Raw genomic sequence first — 15,336 nt, forward strand, 5'->3', positions numbered from 1 at the left:
GAGCAGTTCCGCTTCGCGTCAGGCGTCGAGCGCCGCCAGCACCACTGACCTGGCCTCTTCCTGGACCTGGCGCAGATGGTCCGCGCCGAGGAACGACTCCCCGTAGATCTTGTAGACGTCCTCCGTGCCCGAAGGACGGGCCGCGAACCAGGCGTTGGCGGTGGCCACCTTGATCCCGCCCAGAGCGGCGCCGTTGCCCGGGGCCTCGGTGAGGACCTTGGTGACCGGCTCACCGGCGAGTGTGTCGGCGGTGACCTGGCTCGGGGACAGCTTGGCGAGCAGGGCCTTCTCCTCGCGGGTGGCCGGGGCGTCGACGCGCGCGTAGGCGGGGGCGCCGAAGCGGTCGGTCAGCTGCGCGTAGTGCTGGGAGGGGGTCTTGCCCGTGACCGCGGTGATCTCGGAGGCCAGCAGGGCCAGGATGATGCCGTCCTTGTCCGTGGTCCACACCGAGCCGTCCCGGCGCAGGAAGGACGCGCCCGCCGACTCCTCGCCGCCGAAGCCGAGCGAGCCGTCGGACAGGCCGTCCACGAACCACTTGAAGCCGACCGGGACTTCGACCAACGGCCGGCCGACGTCCGCCGCGACCCGGTCGATCATGCTCGACGACACCAGGGTCTTGCCGATCCCGGCACCCGCCGGCCACTGCTCCCGGTGTGAGAAGAGGTATGAAATCGCCACGGCCAGATAGTGGTTGGGGTTCATGAGGCCCGCGTCCGGCGTGACGATGCCGTGCCGGTCGGCGTCCGCGTCGTTGCCGGTGGCGATGTCGAACCGGTCGCGCCGCTCGATGAGCGAGGCCATGGCGTACGGCGAGGAGCAGTCCATGCGGATCTTGCCGTCCCAGTCGAGCGTCATGAAGCGCCAGGTGGGATCGGCGAGAGGGTTCACCACCGTGAGATCGAGCCGGTGCTGCTCGGCGATGCGGCCCCAGTACGCGACCGAGGCGCCGCCCAGCGGATCGGCGCCGATGCGCACGCCGGCGGAGCGGATCGCCTCCAGGTCGAGGACGTTCGGGAGGTCGGCCACGTACGCGCCGAGGAAGTCGTGGCGGCCGGTGCCGGGTGCGGCCAGGGCGCGGGTGTAGGGGATGCGCCGTACGTCCTTCAGGCCGCCGGTGATGATCTCGTTGGCGCGGTCCTGGATCCAGGAGGTCGCCTCGGAACCGGCGGGGCCGCCGCTCGGCGGGTTGTACTTGAAGCCGCCGTCGGCGGGCGGGTTGTGCGAGGGGGTGACCACCACGCCGTCCGCGAGACCGGAGGTTCGGTTGCGGTTGTGGGTGAGGATGGCCAGCGACACGGCGGGGGTGGGCGTGTAGCCGTCGGCCTGGTCGATGAGGACCGTCACGTCGTTGGCCGCGAAGACCTCCAGCGCGGTGATCCGTGCGGGCTCGGACAGGGCGTGGGTGTCGGCGCCGAGGAAGAGGGGGCCGTCGGTGCCCTGGGCGGTGCGGTACTCGCAGATCGCCTGGCTGGTGGCCGCGATGTGGTCCTCGTTGAACGCCGCCGCGAGCGAAGAACCGCGGTGGCCCGAGGTGCCGAACGCCACCCGCTGCCCTGGCTCGGCCGGGTCGGGGTGCAGCGCGTAGTACGCCGTCACCAGACGTGCCACATCGATGAGGTCCTCGGGCCCGGCGACCTGCCCCGCTCGTGCGTCCTGCATCTCCCCGCTCCTCCGCAAGAGTCAACCGTCGCGTACGGCCCTCATTCTCCCCTGACCGGCCCGACCGGTCGCGCACCGGGACGCCGTAGTGCCAGGAGACCGCGGAAGAGCCATCGCAGAAACGAGCGTCAATTACAGGTTGACGCACGCCAATCGTCAACCTACGATTGACGCATGAGCCCACTCGACATCAGCCTTGCCGACCTGATCGCCCGTCTCGACGAGGAACTCCCCGGCGCCGACAACCTGGCCCGCATCAGCGAAGCCCACGTCCGCGCACAGACCCTGAACGTGCTCGGTGACCAGCTCATCGACCACTACGTCATCAAGGCCAAGCAGGCCGGGGCGTCGTGGACCGAGATCGGCGACGCCATCGGCGTCTCCAAGCAGGCCGCCCAGCAACGCCACACCCCCGCCCCCTTCGAACGGTTCACCAAGCTGAACCGGCACAGCATCGTGCTGGCGCAGGAGGCCGCCCGCACGCACAAACACGACTCCATCGGCACCGAACACCTCCTGCTCGGCCTGCTCGGCGAACCACAGGGCCTGGCGTACGAGTTGCTGGTCGCGAAGACCGGGTCGGAGCAACGCGTCCGCGAGGCGATCGAGGAAGCGCTGCCGCCGGCCGGGGCGAAGGCGCTGCGAGGCCACATCGCGTTCCGGGAGGAGAGCAAGAAGGCCATCGAACAGGCACACCGCGCCTCGGCCGGCCTCGGCCACGACTGGGTCGGCACGGAACACACCCTGCTGGGCCTGATCCGCACCGACAACAGCACGGCCGCCGACATCCTGCGCAACCTCGGCTTCACGCCGGACGAGTTGCACGAGACGGTCAGGGCCGCGGTCGCCGAACACTCCACCGCGCGCGACGAGCAGTAACAGGACAGTCAGCCCACTGGATCGAGGTGTGTCAGGACGGAGGCGTCCTCCTCGATGAGCGGGGCGAGGGCGGCGTTGAAGGGGACGCCGTACGGGGCCTTCACATGGGTCCGGAAGGCGTCCTCGTCCCGGTACACCTCGAAGATCCAGAAGGCGCGCGGCGCATCCGCCTTGGTGTAGACGTCGAAGGCCAGGTTGCCCTCCTCCGCACGGACCTTCAGGGCGTAGTCCCGCAGCAGGCGGGCGACTTCGGCCGCCGCTCCCTCGCGGGCGGTGAACTCTGCGTACAAGGTCTTCGTCATGACGCCGCGCCCTCACGGGTGATCTTCTTCGCGCCGGTCATGATGGCGACCGCGTCCTCCATCGAGTACGCGTCGGGGGTGATGACACCCGCGCAGCCGCCGAGGCGCTGGATATGGATGCGGTCGGCGACCTCGAAGACGTTCGGCATGTTGTGGCTGATGAGGATGACGCCGAGGCCCTGGTCGCGCAGGTCGCGGACGAGCTTGAGGACCTGGCCGGTCTCGCGGACGCCGAGGGCGGCGGTGGGTTCGTCGAGAATGACCACCCGGCCGCCGAACACCGCGGTCCGGGCGACGGCCACGGACTGCCGCTGGCCGCCGGAGAGTGTCTCCACCGCCTGGTTGATGTTCTGGAGCGTGCCGATGCCGAGCCGCTTGATGTGGTCGGCGGCCTGCTTCTTCATCTCGCCGGTGTCGAGCATGCGGAACACCGAGCCGAGGATGCCCTTGCGGCGGATCTCGCGGGCGAGGAAGAGGTTGCTGGCGATGTCCAGGGCGGGGGCCACGGCGAGGGTCTGGTAGACGGTCTCGATGCCGGCGTCCCGGGCGTCCTGCGGCCGCTTGAAGGTGACCTCCTTGCCCTCGACGCGAATGCTGCCCCGGTCCGGGACGAGGGCCCCGGAGAGGCACTTGATCAGGGTGGACTTGCCGGCGCCGTTGTCGCCGATGACGGCGAGGACCTCGCCGGGGTGGAGGGTGAGGTCGACGTCGTTCAGGCCGACGACCCGGCCGAAGACCTTGACCAGGCCCTTGGCCTCGAGAACGGGGGCGGTGGCGGTCGTCACGACTTCACACTCCGGATCCACTGGTCGACGGAGACAGCGGCGATCACCAGGAGGCCGACTGCGAGGACTTGGTAGTTCGGGTCGATCCCGGCCAGCGCGAGGCCGTTGACGAACACCTGCACGATGAGCGCGCCGATCAGCGACCCGAACACCACTCCACGTCCGCCGAACAGGCTGGTGCCGCCGATGACCACGGCGGTGATGGACTGGAGGTTGGCGTTGAGACCGCTGTTGGGGTCACCGCCGCCGACCCGGCCGACCAGGACCCAGGCCGCCACCGCGATGGTGACGCCGGCCAGCATGTAGGCGCTCAGCAGCACCCGGTTGACGGAGATGCCGGCGAGCCGGGCGGCCTCGATGTCGTCGCCCACGGCGTACAGGTGACGGCCCCAGGCGGTGTAGCGCAGGGCGTAGCCGACCACCGCGTACAGGGCGATCATGAGGAGGACGCCGTACGTCAGGTTCAGTTGGCCGATGGCGATGGTCTGGCCGCTCCACATCAGGAGGTTGCCCGGCTGGAGGGAGATGGTCTGGCCCTTGGCGTAGATCAGGGTGATCGCGGTGAAGACGCTGAGGGTGCCGAGGGTGACGATGAACGGCGGCAGTTTGACCTTGGTCACCAGCAGACCGTTGACGGCCTGTGCGGCGACCGCGACGACGGCTCCGGCCAGCAGGGCGAGTCCGCCGGGCCAGCCGCTGTCGGCGACCAGCTTCGACATCAGCAGCGAGGCCAGCACCATGACGGCGCCGATCGACAGGTCGATGCCCGCGGTCAGGATGATCACCGTCTGGCCGACGGCGAGCGTGCCGATGACGGCCACCTGTTGGGCCACCAGCGAGAGGTTCTGCAGCGCGTAGAAGCGGTCGTTCACCAGGGAGAACACGATGGCTGCGAGCACCAGCACGATCGCCGGGCTGAGCGCCGGCTGGCGGTGCAGCACCGAGTGGACGCGCTGGCTGAGGGTGGCGGGCCGGTTGAGGAACTCCTCCGCCGGTGCCGGTGTGGCTTGACTGTCCACGTGAGTGGTCACAGGGGGTCCTTCCGCTGTCTTCCCCGGTACGGCTCATGGTTCGGGTGGTGCGGGTGCGACGCCGGCGCGCTGACGGCCTCCGGCGTCGCACCGGTGTCGGGTGTCAGCTGCCCCAGCAGGCGGACGCGGCCTGCTCCGGGGACTGCACGGTCAGGCCGCCCAGGGCCTTGTTCGCGACGAGCGCGGTTCCGGTGTCGTAGAACGACTTGCCGTTGGTCACGCTGGGCTTGCTGCCGCCGCGGGCCAGCTTCGCGATCGAACTGACGCCGAGGGCCGCCATCTTGCCGGGGTACTGCACCGCGTCGGCGGCGAACTTGCCGCTGGTGACGTTCTTCAGGCCGGAGCAGCTGCCGTCGATGGCGTAGATCGCGACGTTCTTCTCCTTGCCCGCGGCCTTCAGCGCGTTGTACGCGCCCTCACCGGCGGGCTCGTTGATCGCGTAGACGACGTTGATGTCCGGGTTGGCCGACAGGCAGTTCTCCATCGCGGTGCGTCCGCCGTCGATGGCGCCCTGGGTGGGCTGGTGGCAGGCGATGGTGTACGTGCCGCCCTTGCCGCCGGTGTACTTGCCGGACTTGGCCTCCTTGCCGTTCTCGGTCTCGCTGCCCGGGTCGATGCCCATGCCCTTGAGGAAGCCGTGGTCGCGCTGGATGTCGACGGAGACCACCTGGTTGTTGAACAGGTCGAGCATGGCGATGACCGCGGGCTTGCCGTCCAGGGCCGCCGCCGCGTACTGGCCGTCGAGCTTGCCCGCCTGCTCGTTGTCGGTCGCGTAGGTGATGTCGGCGGTGCTCGCCGGGTTGAGCGCGGTGTCCAGCGCGATCACGAAGAGGCCGGCCTGCTTGGCGCGGTTGAGGGCGGCGTTCACGGCGTCGCCGTTGGTGGTGATGAGGATGCCCTTGTCGCCGCGCGATATGGCGTTGTCGACGGCCGTGATCTGGGTCTGGGTGTCGCCGTCGGAGCTGCCGGCGGCCACCGTCAGGTTCACGTTGTCCTTGGCGGCCTGGGCCTTGGCGTCCTTCTGCATGCTCACGAAGTAGGGGTTGGTGAGCGTCTTCAGGATCAGCGAGACCCCGACCTTGTCGCCGCTGCCCGCCGTGGAGCCGCTGTCGGAGGAACCGCAGGCCGCCAGCGTGACGCCGAGGCACATGGTGACGCCGATCGCTGCCGCACGGACGCGCGGACTGCGGCGGCCCGACACCTGGCTGCTGGAGAAGTTCATAACTGATCCCTTTCGGAGCCGTCCCTTGGCCGACGCTGAGACAACGTTGACTGACGGGGATGCTGGACCCATATGGACGAGGGCGTCAAGGGGCTGGTAGACATACGTCGGCAACGAGTGAGTAACGCGCGACCCGGCTGGAGACAACGATGACTCAGGGCGAACCTCCGCCGCGGTCCCCCCGCAGCCGCCCCACGATGCGTGAAGTGGCGGCCCTGGCCGGCGTGGCCATCAAGACGGTCTCGCGCGTGGTCAACGGCGTTCCCACCGTCGACCCAGCGATCGTCGCCCGGGTCCGTGCGGCCGCCGACCAACTGGGCTACCGGCCCAACCTGACGGCCAGCAGCCTGCGGCGCGGGGACGGTCGTACGGCCACCATCGGCATGCTCGTGGAGGACGCGGCGAACCCCTTCTCCGCCGCTCTGACCCGCACCGTCGAGAACGTGGCGCGGGAGCGCGGTGTGCTGGTGCTGGTCGGCAGTCTCGACGAGGACCCGGCCCGGGAAAGGGAGTTGGCGCAGGCGCTCGTCGACCGCCGGGTCGACGGGCTGGTGATCGTGCCGGCGGGGCGCGACCAGAGCTATCTGATCAGCGAGCAGCGGTCGGGCACCTGCATGGTCTTCGTGGACCGTGAGGCCGGTCTGCTCGACGCGGACGCCGTGGTCTCCGACAACCGCCAGGGCGCCGTCACCGCCGTCGAACATCTGCTGCGGGCGGGCCACCGCCGTATCGCCTACCTCGGCGACCGGGCCTCCATCCCGACCGCCGCGCTGCGCTTCGAGGGGTACCGGCACGCGCTGGAGGTCGCGCACGTCAAGTGCGACGACGAGATCGTGCGTCATGTGGAGGCCAGTGAGGCTGCCGCCATGGCCGCGACCGAGGAGTTCCTGTCGCTGCCGAACCCACCGACGGCACTGTTCACCAGTCAGAACCTGGTGACCATCGGGGCCGTTCGGGCTCTGCGCGCGCTGGGGCTCCAGGACTCCGTCGCCCACGTGGGCTTCGACGACTTCCCGCTGGCCGACATCCTCAGCCCGGGTGTCTCCGTCATCGCCCAGGACGTCGAACAGATGGGCAAGCAGGCCGCCGAGATGCTCTTCCGCAGGCTGGACGGCGACGAGGCACCCACCCGGACCGTCACCGTGCCGACCCGGCTGATCGAGCGGGGCTCGGGGGAGATCCCGGCGGCCGCCCGCCAGGACTGAACCGACCGAGTGGACGGATTCCGTTCACAGCCGTTCAAGCAGTCACATGGGTGCCACCCCGTCGTGCCCGGCCGCGCGGGCGGGGTTGCCCCCTCCTCGCCGCGGCGGTCAGCGGCCGTACGTCCCGTTCGGCGCGGGCCAGGCGGATCGCTCCCTCCAGGGCGCTGACCATGAGGGTCGCCAGTGCACCGGCTCGTTCCTCGGGCACGCCCATGTCGGCAAGGGCCCGGGCCACCGGTCCCGTCCAGGTGGCGAACGCCGAGGCCACGGCCTCACGGGTGGACGCGCTGGACTCCGCCCGGTCCACTGTGGCGGCGGCGACGGGGCTGCCGCCCGCGAAGCCGACCGTGTCGTACTCGGTCCACTCGCGCACCATCTCGGCGGAGAGCCCGCTCGGCGTCGGCTCGGGCAGGGAAGTCGGCGAAGAGGATCCCGCACTGCTCCCGGGCCGCTTCGACCTCGTCCGGCAAGACGCCGTACACGCCCTACGTCACGGACCTCCGGGTCGGGTCATGGCCCAGCGGATGGTCCGGGTCAGGGCCTGGCCGGTGGGGAACACGGCGATGCTCTCGACGAGGGGGAGGCGGGGCAGCCACAGCATGCGGCGGGCCCAAGCGGGGAGCAGGGCCACGGCGTTGGCGGCCAGGCCGCCGTAGAACGGGCGCACCGCGAGCGGCAGTGGGGGCCGGAAGAGGAGGAAACGGGCCGCGGATCGGGCCTCGGGGGTGGCTCGCAGCTCGGGAAGGTAGGCGGTCAGGCGTTCGGACAGTGCACGGCGATCACGCGGTGGGTCGATGACGCCCAGCGCCTCGGCCACGCGGGCGGTGTCGGCGACGTAGTCGTCGTAGCCGGCGGCGTCCAGCGGATGGGCTCCGTACCGTTCGTGGGCGCGCAGGAAACTGTCCGTCTCGGCGGCGTGGACCCAGGCCAGCAGGTGCGGGTCGGCCGCGTGGTAGGGCACTCCCTCGGACGTCGTCCCGCGGATGCGGTCGTGAATGGCCCGGACCTGGTCGACGGCCCGTTGCGCGTCCTCTGCGGTGCCGTACGTCGTCACGGCCAGGAAGGTGCTGGTGCGCTGGAGCCGGCCCCACGGGTCGCCCCGGAAACCGGAGTGACCGGCCACCGCCGCCATCGCGAGCGGGTGCAGGGACTGCAGGAGCAGTGCGCCGAGCCCGCCGATGAACATCGAGGCGTCGCCGTGGACCGTGCGGATCGGGCGGTCCGGTGCGAACCAGCGCGGCCCTGGGGTGTCGTGGATGCGGGCGCGGGTCGCCGGTCCGTCGGGGCCCGCGACGCGGCGGAACAGGGCCTGTCCCATCTGTTCACGGACCGCGGTCAGCATGGTCGGCCTCCTCTCGCTCTACCGCTCGGCAGGCGCGGGCCGCGGGTCACGGTCCGAGGCGGGCCACACATAGGGCAGGTCGTCGGGCGTGCCGGGAAACAGAGCGGCGTACGTCTGCGGGTCCTTGCGGACCAGTGCCGAGCGGTGGCTTTCGTGGAAGGCTTCGTCGCCGAGCCAGGGCGGCAGTTCGCCGTCGGCGGTCAGCTCCGGTTGCTCGCGCACCTCGGCGCCGGGCCGGTGCGCGGACAGCCCAGCGATCAGAGAGGCGGCGCAGGTGTCCTGGTGCTCCTGTTCGCACCAGACCCGGCAGATCTCCAGGCCGTACCGTACGAGTGCCTCCTCGTACCCCGTCCACATCCGTACGGCCGGGTGATGGCGCCAGCCGTATCCGGGGACGGTCAGACCGCGCAGGATCTGCAGGGCCTCGACCCGCTGCTTGCCCAGGCGTCGCCGGTCCAGCAGCAGCGCGGACTGCCGGAAGTCGGGCTGGGGCAGGAACGTCTGCATCGGGGACGGCTCACCTCCTGTACCGCGGGTCGTCGGGTGAGGCGTCCACGGTGCGTGCGGCGAGGTCGGCGAGGCCGCCCGCGCCGAGTGGCCCCGTGTACTCGACGGGCGGCCCGGCCGCCATGCGGGACAGCGCGTGACGCGACACGCGCAGCACCACGGGCGGCAGGGCCGTGCGCACCGGTTGGACCATCCGCAGCCACGCCGGCGCGTAGACGGTCGTACGGCGGCGCTCCAGGCCTTTGACCACCTGTGCTGCGACCGTGTCCGCCGGGTGCACCCGGCGGACCGGGGCAGGCATGTGGGCGCGCAGTTCGCGCAGCGCGACGTGCCGGTCCCCGTCGCGGATCATGTCGGTGTCCGTCCAGTTGATGTAGGCGATGCCCACGGCGACGCCCCGGTGCGCGACCTCGGCCCGCAGGGCGTGCGCGAAGGCCTCGGCGCCTGCCTTGGAAGCGCAGTAGGCGCTCATCAGGGGGACGGCACCGAGCGACGCCAGCGAGCCGATCTGGAGGAAGTAGCCCGCCGAGTCGAGAAGGTCCGGCAGGAAGGCCCGGGCCGTGTGGGCGCTGCCGGTGAGGTTGACGTCGACGACACGACCCCAGGCGGCCGGGTCCGAGTCGAGGAACGGGCCCCCTTCCGCGATGCCGGCGTTCGCCACGACGGCGGAGGGACGGCCGAGACCTCTCCGTACTGCGCGGGCGGCCGCCTCGATCGCGCCGGGGTCGGTGATGTCGACCTCGATGGCCAGCGCCGGGCCCGGCAGGGTCGCGGCCACCGCCTCCAGGGCGGCCTTCTCGTGGCCCAGCAGCGCGACCCGCGCGCCGCGGCGGGCGACCTCGCGGGCCATGGCCGCGCCCAGGCCGCGGGCGGCGCCGGTGACGACGACCGTACGGCCGGCGAGCGGGCTGCTGCGCACGGGCTGACCTTCCTTTCGATTTCGGATGCGCGTCCTGTCGGCTACTTCCTCGCAAGAGTCGTGTTCGGATGCGTTTCAGGTCTTCGGTGCCTGAGGTCAGCGTCTGCTTCCGGTGCGGTCGCGGCGGGTCAGCAGCCGTTGGGCGCGGGCCAGGCCGGGAGACCGGTGGCGGTGCAGTGCGACCCGGGCGGCGTTGGCACCCGGCGCGCCGTGCACACCGCCGCCCGGGTGGGCGCCGGAGGAGGCCAGGAAGAGGCCGGGGACGGGTGTCTCGGGGCGTCCGGCGCCGGGGACGGGGCGGAAGACGAGCTGCTGGTGCATGGCGGTCGTACCCCCGTTGATGGCGCCGCCGTGCAGATTGGCGTCCAGGGACTCGAGGGCCGGGGGTGCCAGGATGCGGCGGGCGCGGATCTGGGAGCGGAAGCCGGGCGCGAAGCGTTCCACCTGGCGTTCGACCCGGTCGGCCATGAGTTCCTGGTCCTTGGTGTCCCAGCTGCCGGTGATGCCCTCGTCCGCAGCGTCGGCGCGGATCTCGTGGGGGACGTGGGTGTAGGCCCAGGCCGATTCGGTGCCCTGTGGGGAGCGGGTGACGTCGGCGGTGGTCATCTGGCCGAACAGCAGGAAGGGCCGGTCGGGGACCTCCCGCATGGCGATCTGCGCGGCGAAGCGGGTGAGCTCGTCCATGCCGTCGGCGAGGTGCACGGTGCCGGCCCGGGAGGCCTGCTCGGCCTCCCAGGGCACCGGTCCGTTCAGCGCCCAGTCCATCTTGAAGGTGGCGAAGTCCCACTGGAACCGGCGCAGGTCCTCCTGGACCTGCGCGGGCAGGTGCTCGGGGTCGAGGAGGTCGCCGTACAGGGCGGGGACGGACACGTCGGCCAGCACCGCGCGGCGCGCCACCACCGGGTCTCCGGCAGCCGTCCGCACGCCGACGGCCCGCCCGCCCCGCACGACGATCCGCTCGACGCGCTGCCCGCAGCGGATCCGCCCGCCCCGGGCTTCGAGGCGTAGCGTCAGCGCCCGGGTCAGGGCGCCGGAGCCGCCGACGGGGACCGGGAAGCCGTACGTCTGTCCCAGCATGGCCATGAGCCAGCCGAAGCCGCCGCTGCCCGCGGACTCGGGGGCCAGGTCGGCGTGCAGGGCGTTGCCGGCCAGCAGGAGCCGGCCGCCCTGGCCGTGGAACTCCTCCTCCCCCAGGCGGCGCACCGGCAGGACCAGGGTGCGTGCCATGCGCAGGCCGCCAGCGGCCCGTAGGCGCAGCGCGAGCCGTGCCGTCGCGCGGACGGGCGGGAAAGGGGTGAACAGGGCGTCCAGGAGATCGGGGCGCAGGGACTGCCACACCTCGTGCAGTCGCCGCCATGCCGCCCCGTCGCCCGGCGCGAAGGCGTCGAGGGACGCGGCGGTGGTGTCGATGTTCCGGTCCAGGAGGGCGCAGCTGCCGTCGGTGAGGGGGTGGGCGAGCACACTGGGTGCGTGGTTCCACCGCAGCCCGTACTGGTCCAGACGCAGCGCGGAGAGGACGGGCGAGGCGGCCGCGAGCGGGTAGAAGGAGCTGAAGAGGTCGTTGACGTAGGCGGGATCGACTCCCTGATCGTGGCGTACCGCGCCGCCCGGCTCCGGCTGCTCCTCCAGCACCTCCACGCTCCACCCGGCGTCGGCCAGCATGTTGGCGGCCACCAGACCGTTGGGGCCCGCTCCGATCACCACGGCGTCAGGCATGGCCGGCTCCCGCCACGCCCTGGGCCGAAGACTGTGTCGGCTGCCGGTGCGAGGCCTGGCGGGCCTCCCCCACCTCGTTCTCGCACAGCCGGGCGAGCCGGGCCAGCATGGTGCGGTGGCGCAGCTGGATCAGCGCCTCGAAGCCGGCGTTGTGCAGTCGGCCACCCGCTCCCTGGAGGGGGTGCTCGTCCACGATCGCCAGGCAGTGCTCGCCCCACGGCCGCAGCTCGATCGCGATGCGCGCCGTGCCCAGGATGCCGGCGTAGGCCTCCAGTTCCAGTGCGACGCCTTCCTCGCAGCGCCGCACCACTGTCTCGTTGACCAGCCGGAGCGGGCCGAGGGGGACCTGGAAGCGGATCGCCGCGTCCGTCTGCGGCCACTTCCCGCGGACCGGCTCGGACTCGGAGGTTCCCACCACCCACTCCGCGTAACGGTGGCCGTCGGCGAGAACGGCCCAGACGTCGCTCGGGCCGGCTTTGATCAGACGATGGCGAACGGCCACGGATACCTCCAAAGGGCTGCCTGGACCGGGTGGTCCGTCGACCGCGCCCCGAGTGCCCGTATGGGGCGGGCCCAACCAGTGACACCTCCTCAAGAAGGACGCGAGCCGGTACGTGGCGATCCGGTCCGCGATCACGGTCGGCCGACCGGGTCAGTCGGTGGCAGCGGTGACCGCATCCGGATGGTCGGCGAGGTAGTCCCGCAGTACCGACAGGAAGCTGTCGTCGGGCTTCAGGCCGAGGGCGGCTGCGCGCCGATGGTCGAAGTCGGCCGGCCACGAGCCGACGATGGCCTCGATCGACGGGTCGGGTGCGATGGTGACCCGATCGGCGGCCGCGTTGCCGGCCACCTGCCGCAGGGTGGTCAGCATCTCGCCCACCGAGGTGGTGAGGGCCGGCAGGTTGACGGGCAGCGGGCCGTTCAGGTGTCCCGGGCCGGTGCCGCGCTCGGCTTCGGCGACGCGGAGGATTCCCTCGACGGTGCGGCGTGGTGAGGCGAGGGCCACCCGCAGGTCGGGGTGGACGGGGCAGATGGCCGACAGGCCCGCGAGCGGTTCCCGGATGATGCCGGACAGGAAGCCGGAGGCGGCCGCGTTCGGCTTGCCCGGCCGCACCGCGACGGTCATCAGTCGGGCCACGCGGCCGTCGACGAACCCGCGCCGGGTGCAGTCCGCGATCAACTGCTCGCACATCAGCTTCTGCGTGCCGTAACTCGACCGCGGTACCGGCAGGGTCGTCTCGCTGACCACGGGCGGCAGGGGCAGCTCCGGTGGGGAGCCGTAGACGGCGAGGCTGCTGGCGAACACCACCCGCGTCACCGGTCCGCCCGCCGCCGACTGTGCTCGGGCCGCCTCCAACACCGCGCGCGTGGCGTCCACGTTGGTGCGCATCCCCAGATCGAAGTCGGCCTCGCACTCGGCCGACACCGCGGCGGCGAGATGGAACAGTACGTCCACCGGTTCGGCGAACACCGCGTCGAGGCGCTCGACCAGATCACCGGGCAGCGTCTCCACCCGGTCGTCGTCCGCCCACGGCTCACCGGGCGAGGCGACCCTGTCGACCAGCACCAGCCGGCTGATCGGCACACCTGCGAACACCCCCGCCTGCGACAGTGCCCCGGCCAGCAGGCGTCCGAGGAAACCGGACGCCCCCGTCACGACGATCCTCATGCGTCATCCCCTCGAAAAGCGACTCGTCGAGCTCCCGTTGCGGGTGCCGAACTGCTCGGCGTCCGCCCTCGGCTTCCCGCTCACCCGCGACCGGACCACCGCCACGGCTACCCCCTCACGACCGACCGTGCTCCCGCCGATGTTCAGCCGCGCCTGTTCAACCCCCGTCCCCCGGCCGCGGCGAGGACCGCGGCCGCCGCGCCGGTGCCCAGGAGGGCGCCGGCGACCACATCGCCCGGATAGTGCACCCCGGTGTGGATCCGTGAGTAGCCCACCGCACAGGCCAGCAGGCCGAGCGGAACCGTGACGACGGGCAGGGCGGGACCCACCGCCGCGGCGAAGGCGACGGCGGACGCGGTGTGCCCCGAGGGGAAGGACGCCGACTCCGGCATGGGGACATGGCGTCCGGGGAACGGCGAGTCCACGGCCCGGTGCGGACGCGGCCGACGCACCAGGCGCTTGCCGAGCAGGTTCGCGCTCGCCGAGGCGACCCCGATGGCGGCGACCCCGAGGGCGGCGGCACGCCGGGGCCTGCCGGGGAACAGTGCGAGCAGTCCGGCGACCGTGAAGGAGATCTTGGAGTGATCCGCCGCCGCGGACAGTTGCCGCAGGGCGTAGTCCAGGGTCGGGGTCCGGGTGACCGTCACGGCCTCGTACAGCGCCTGGTCGAGGGCGGCGAGGTCGCGCAACAGGTCCTGGGCGGCCCGCTGGTCCCACTGGGGTCGGTCAAGCATCGCTCTGCTCCTGGTTCTTGTCGGTCGAATGGGAAGTGCGGCCGAGGGCGAGCCGGACGACACGGCGCCAGTCCACCGACGGGGCGGTGTACGGCGCGCCCGGACGGTGCCGTGGTACCCGCATCCGCAGTGCTCCCGGCCGTACGGTGCACACGACGGGTGGAGGCAGCGTCAACGCCTCCCCGTCCACGGCCACCGGGATGGACTCCGCGTCCGCCTCGACGATCACGCGTCGTGAGGTCAACGCGGTGATGCCGCTGGCCCGTTCACCCCGCAACACCAGTTCGGCGGCCTGTGCGGCGCCCTCTATCCGTACGGCGATCACGCCGAGTTCGCCTCCGTCGAGGCGTGGTCTGCGCGCGGCGCCCAGGGGGTCGGCCAGCGCGTAGGGGTTGTTGCTCACCAGCAGCGCCTGCGGCTCCTCGATCCGCTGCTCGTCCACCCTGGCCGACAGGCGCGCGCCCGCCCCGCCCACCAGCAGGTCGGGCAGTCGGTCGAGAGCGGTGAACGTCTTGGCGTCCCGGTACTCGGGGCTCTGCACGATCTCCGCGTACGTCCCGAACGAGACCGTGTTGACGAAGGGCCGCCCGGCCACGTCGCCCAGGTCGACTCGGATCTCCACCCCGTGCGTGAGGGCGTCAAGGCCGCTCACCGGATCGTCGCGGTCCAGGCCCAGGTCCATCGCGAAGTGGTTGCGGGTTCCGGCGGACAGCACCATGAACGGCAGCCCGTGCTCGGCGGCCACCGCGGCCACCAGGGCCTGGGTGCCGTCGCCGCCCGCCACGCCGAGAAGGTCCGCTCCCTGCGCGACCGCCTGGCGGGCCAGGGCCGCCGGATCCGGGCCGCTGTCGAGGTCGAGCAGGATCACCCGGGCCCCCAACGCCTCGGCCCGCTCCACCAGCCCGTGCTCACCGACCTTGCCGCCGCCCGACCGCGGGTTCATGATCAGTACCGGTCTGCGCGGTGGCCGGACCGAACGGGAATGCCTGCCTCTCGGTGCGCGCAACCGGCGCAGCGCGCTCCTGGCACAGGCCAGCGCCGCACCCCACAGTCCCAGCGCCGTCGCCGCGTACGGCCACAGGCCGGAGACCGCGTACAGAACCAGTACGGCGACCGGCGCGGCCAAGGCCAGCAGCGCGCCGGACGCACGCGCGATGCCTCGGTGCGCCACGGCCCACCAGAGTCCGGCGCCGGCCAGCCCGATCCCGGCGAGGCCCAGCAACAGCAGCAGCCACTGGCCCGCCGCCACCACCGCCACGACCACGCCCACCACACAGAGCAGGGCGAGCCGGGCCAGGTTCCGCGCCTGGGCGCGGGAGCCGTCGGGTACGGCCTCGTCCTTCGCTCTCGTCGTGTTCATGATGCG

At 71.8% G+C, this 15,336-nt stretch carries 15 protein-coding genes and 1 pseudogene; 2 read left to right on the forward strand and 14 right to left on the reverse strand.

Annotation, left to right across the window (positions count from 1 at the left end):
• Positions 1-18: 18 nt before the first annotated feature.
• Positions 19-1,659 carry a phosphoglucomutase (alpha-D-glucose-1,6-bisphosphate-dependent) gene (gene pgm, locus AB0D34_RS28100; protein WP_362666069.1) on the reverse strand — a complete coding sequence of 547 codons (1,641 nt, stop codon included), beginning with the start codon at positions 1,657-1,659 and terminating at the stop codon, positions 19-21.
• A gap of 174 nt (positions 1,660-1,833) precedes the next feature.
• Between pgm and AB0D34_RS28105 the strand changes: the two genes are divergently transcribed.
• A complete protein-coding gene (locus tag AB0D34_RS28105) occupies positions 1,834-2,538 on the forward strand; it encodes a Clp protease N-terminal domain-containing protein (RefSeq protein ID WP_362666071.1) in 705 nt (234 codons plus the stop codon).
• 8 nt (positions 2,539-2,546) lie between these two features.
• On the opposite strand, the gene AB0D34_RS28110 is transcribed toward AB0D34_RS28105, so the two are convergent.
• The 4 genes from AB0D34_RS28110 to AB0D34_RS28125 all read right to left on the reverse strand — a co-directional run bounded on the left by AB0D34_RS28110 (position 2,547) and on the right by AB0D34_RS28125 (position 5,878).
• Positions 2,547-2,840, reverse strand: a complete 294-nt coding sequence (locus AB0D34_RS28110) for a putative quinol monooxygenase (RefSeq protein WP_362666073.1) — start codon at positions 2,838-2,840, stop codon at positions 2,547-2,549.
• Positions 2,837-3,625 (reverse strand): ATP-binding cassette domain-containing protein, encoded by a 789-nt coding sequence (locus AB0D34_RS28115; protein WP_362666075.1) that lies wholly within the window; start codon positions 3,623-3,625, stop codon positions 2,837-2,839. Before AB0D34_RS28115 ends, AB0D34_RS28110 begins: the two co-directional genes overlap by 4 nt.
• Positions 3,622-4,656 (reverse strand): ABC transporter permease, encoded by a 1,035-nt coding sequence (locus tag AB0D34_RS28120; protein ID WP_362666077.1) that lies wholly within the window; start codon positions 4,654-4,656, stop codon positions 3,622-3,624. The genes AB0D34_RS28115 and AB0D34_RS28120 overlap by 4 nt, the downstream gene beginning before the upstream one ends.
• Positions 4,657-4,759: 103 nt before the next feature.
• Positions 4,760-5,878, reverse strand: a complete 1,119-nt coding sequence (locus AB0D34_RS28125) for a substrate-binding domain-containing protein (RefSeq protein WP_362666079.1) — start codon at positions 5,876-5,878, stop codon at positions 4,760-4,762.
• Positions 5,879-6,027: 149 nt separating this feature from the next.
• Here AB0D34_RS28125 and AB0D34_RS28130 point away from each other — a divergent pair, with 149 nt between their 5' ends.
• On the forward strand, positions 6,028-7,083 hold the full coding sequence (locus tag AB0D34_RS28130; protein ID WP_362666082.1) for a LacI family DNA-binding transcriptional regulator: 1,056 nt from the start codon (positions 6,028-6,030) through the stop codon (positions 7,081-7,083).
• A 34-nt stretch (positions 7,084-7,117) separates the two neighbouring features.
• Here the strand turns inward: AB0D34_RS28130 and AB0D34_RS28135 are convergent.
• The 9 genes and pseudogenes from AB0D34_RS28135 to AB0D34_RS28175 all read right to left on the reverse strand — a co-directional run.
• Positions 7,118-7,498, reverse strand: a pseudogene (locus AB0D34_RS28135) (TetR/AcrR family transcriptional regulator); the annotation flags it as partial.
• 75 nt (positions 7,499-7,573) lie between these two features.
• Positions 7,574-8,425 (reverse strand): oxygenase MpaB family protein, encoded by an 852-nt coding sequence (locus AB0D34_RS28140; protein ID WP_362666084.1) that lies wholly within the window; start codon positions 8,423-8,425, stop codon positions 7,574-7,576.
• Between the two features lie 18 nt (positions 8,426-8,443).
• On the reverse strand, positions 8,444-8,932 hold the full coding sequence (locus AB0D34_RS28145) for an MSMEG_6728 family protein (RefSeq protein ID WP_362666086.1): 489 nt from the start codon (positions 8,930-8,932) through the stop codon (positions 8,444-8,446).
• 10 nt (positions 8,933-8,942) lie between these two features.
• On the reverse strand, positions 8,943-9,851 hold the full coding sequence (locus AB0D34_RS28150; RefSeq protein WP_362666088.1) for an SDR family oxidoreductase: 909 nt from the start codon (positions 9,849-9,851) through the stop codon (positions 8,943-8,945).
• Between the two features lie 96 nt (positions 9,852-9,947).
• Positions 9,948-11,567 carry an NAD(P)/FAD-dependent oxidoreductase gene (locus AB0D34_RS28155; protein WP_362666091.1) on the reverse strand — a complete coding sequence of 540 codons (1,620 nt, stop codon included), beginning with the start codon at positions 11,565-11,567 and terminating at the stop codon, positions 9,948-9,950.
• Positions 11,560-12,069 carry an SRPBCC family protein gene (locus AB0D34_RS28160; protein ID WP_362666094.1) on the reverse strand — a complete coding sequence of 170 codons (510 nt, stop codon included), beginning with the start codon at positions 12,067-12,069 and terminating at the stop codon, positions 11,560-11,562. Before AB0D34_RS28160 ends, AB0D34_RS28155 begins: the two co-directional genes overlap by 8 nt.
• Positions 12,070-12,219: 150 nt before the next feature.
• On the reverse strand, positions 12,220-13,236 hold the full coding sequence (gene denD / locus AB0D34_RS28165) for a D-erythronate dehydrogenase (protein ID WP_362666096.1): 1,017 nt from the start codon (positions 13,234-13,236) through the stop codon (positions 12,220-12,222).
• Positions 13,237-13,379: 143 nt separating this feature from the next.
• Positions 13,380-13,970 (reverse strand): phosphatase PAP2 family protein, encoded by a 591-nt coding sequence (locus tag AB0D34_RS28170; protein ID WP_362666099.1) that lies wholly within the window; start codon positions 13,968-13,970, stop codon positions 13,380-13,382.
• On the reverse strand, positions 13,963-15,330 hold the full coding sequence (locus tag AB0D34_RS28175; protein ID WP_362666101.1) for a diacylglycerol kinase family protein: 1,368 nt from the start codon (positions 15,328-15,330) through the stop codon (positions 13,963-13,965). Before AB0D34_RS28175 ends, AB0D34_RS28170 begins: the two co-directional genes overlap by 8 nt.
• Positions 15,331-15,336 lie beyond the last annotated feature (6 nt).

Source organism: Streptomyces sp. NPDC048420 (genome assembly GCF_040651535.1).
GTDB lineage: Bacteria > Actinomycetota > Actinomycetes > Streptomycetales > Streptomycetaceae > Streptomyces.

Coding starts and splice junctions, on each gene's coding strand:
- AB0D34_RS28155 (WP_362666091.1), bottom strand. CDS start 11,567: ATGCCTGACGCCGTGGTGATCGGAGCGGGCCCCAACGGTCTGGTGGCC.
- AB0D34_RS28110 (WP_362666073.1), bottom strand. CDS start 2,840: ATGACGAAGACCTTGTACGCAGAGTTCACCGCCCGCGAGGGAGCGGCG.
- AB0D34_RS28140 (WP_362666084.1), bottom strand. CDS start 8,425: ATGCTGACCGCGGTCCGTGAACAGATGGGACAGGCCCTGTTCCGCCGC.
- AB0D34_RS28175 (WP_362666101.1), bottom strand. CDS start 15,330: ATGAACACGACGAGAGCGAAGGACGAGGCCGTACCCGACGGCTCCCGC.
- AB0D34_RS28170 (WP_362666099.1), bottom strand. CDS start 13,970: ATGCTTGACCGACCCCAGTGGGACCAGCGGGCCGCCCAGGACCTGTTG.
- denD (WP_362666096.1), bottom strand. CDS start 13,236: ATGAGGATCGTCGTGACGGGGGCGTCCGGTTTCCTCGGACGCCTGCTG.
- AB0D34_RS28130 (WP_362666082.1), top strand. CDS start 6,028: ATGACTCAGGGCGAACCTCCGCCGCGGTCCCCCCGCAGCCGCCCCACG.
- AB0D34_RS28105 (WP_362666071.1), top strand. CDS start 1,834: ATGAGCCCACTCGACATCAGCCTTGCCGACCTGATCGCCCGTCTCGAC.
- pgm (WP_362666069.1), bottom strand. CDS start 1,659: ATGCAGGACGCACGAGCGGGGCAGGTCGCCGGGCCCGAGGACCTCATC.
- AB0D34_RS28125 (WP_362666079.1), bottom strand. CDS start 5,878: ATGAACTTCTCCAGCAGCCAGGTGTCGGGCCGCCGCAGTCCGCGCGTC.
- AB0D34_RS28145 (WP_362666086.1), bottom strand. CDS start 8,932: ATGCAGACGTTCCTGCCCCAGCCCGACTTCCGGCAGTCCGCGCTGCTG.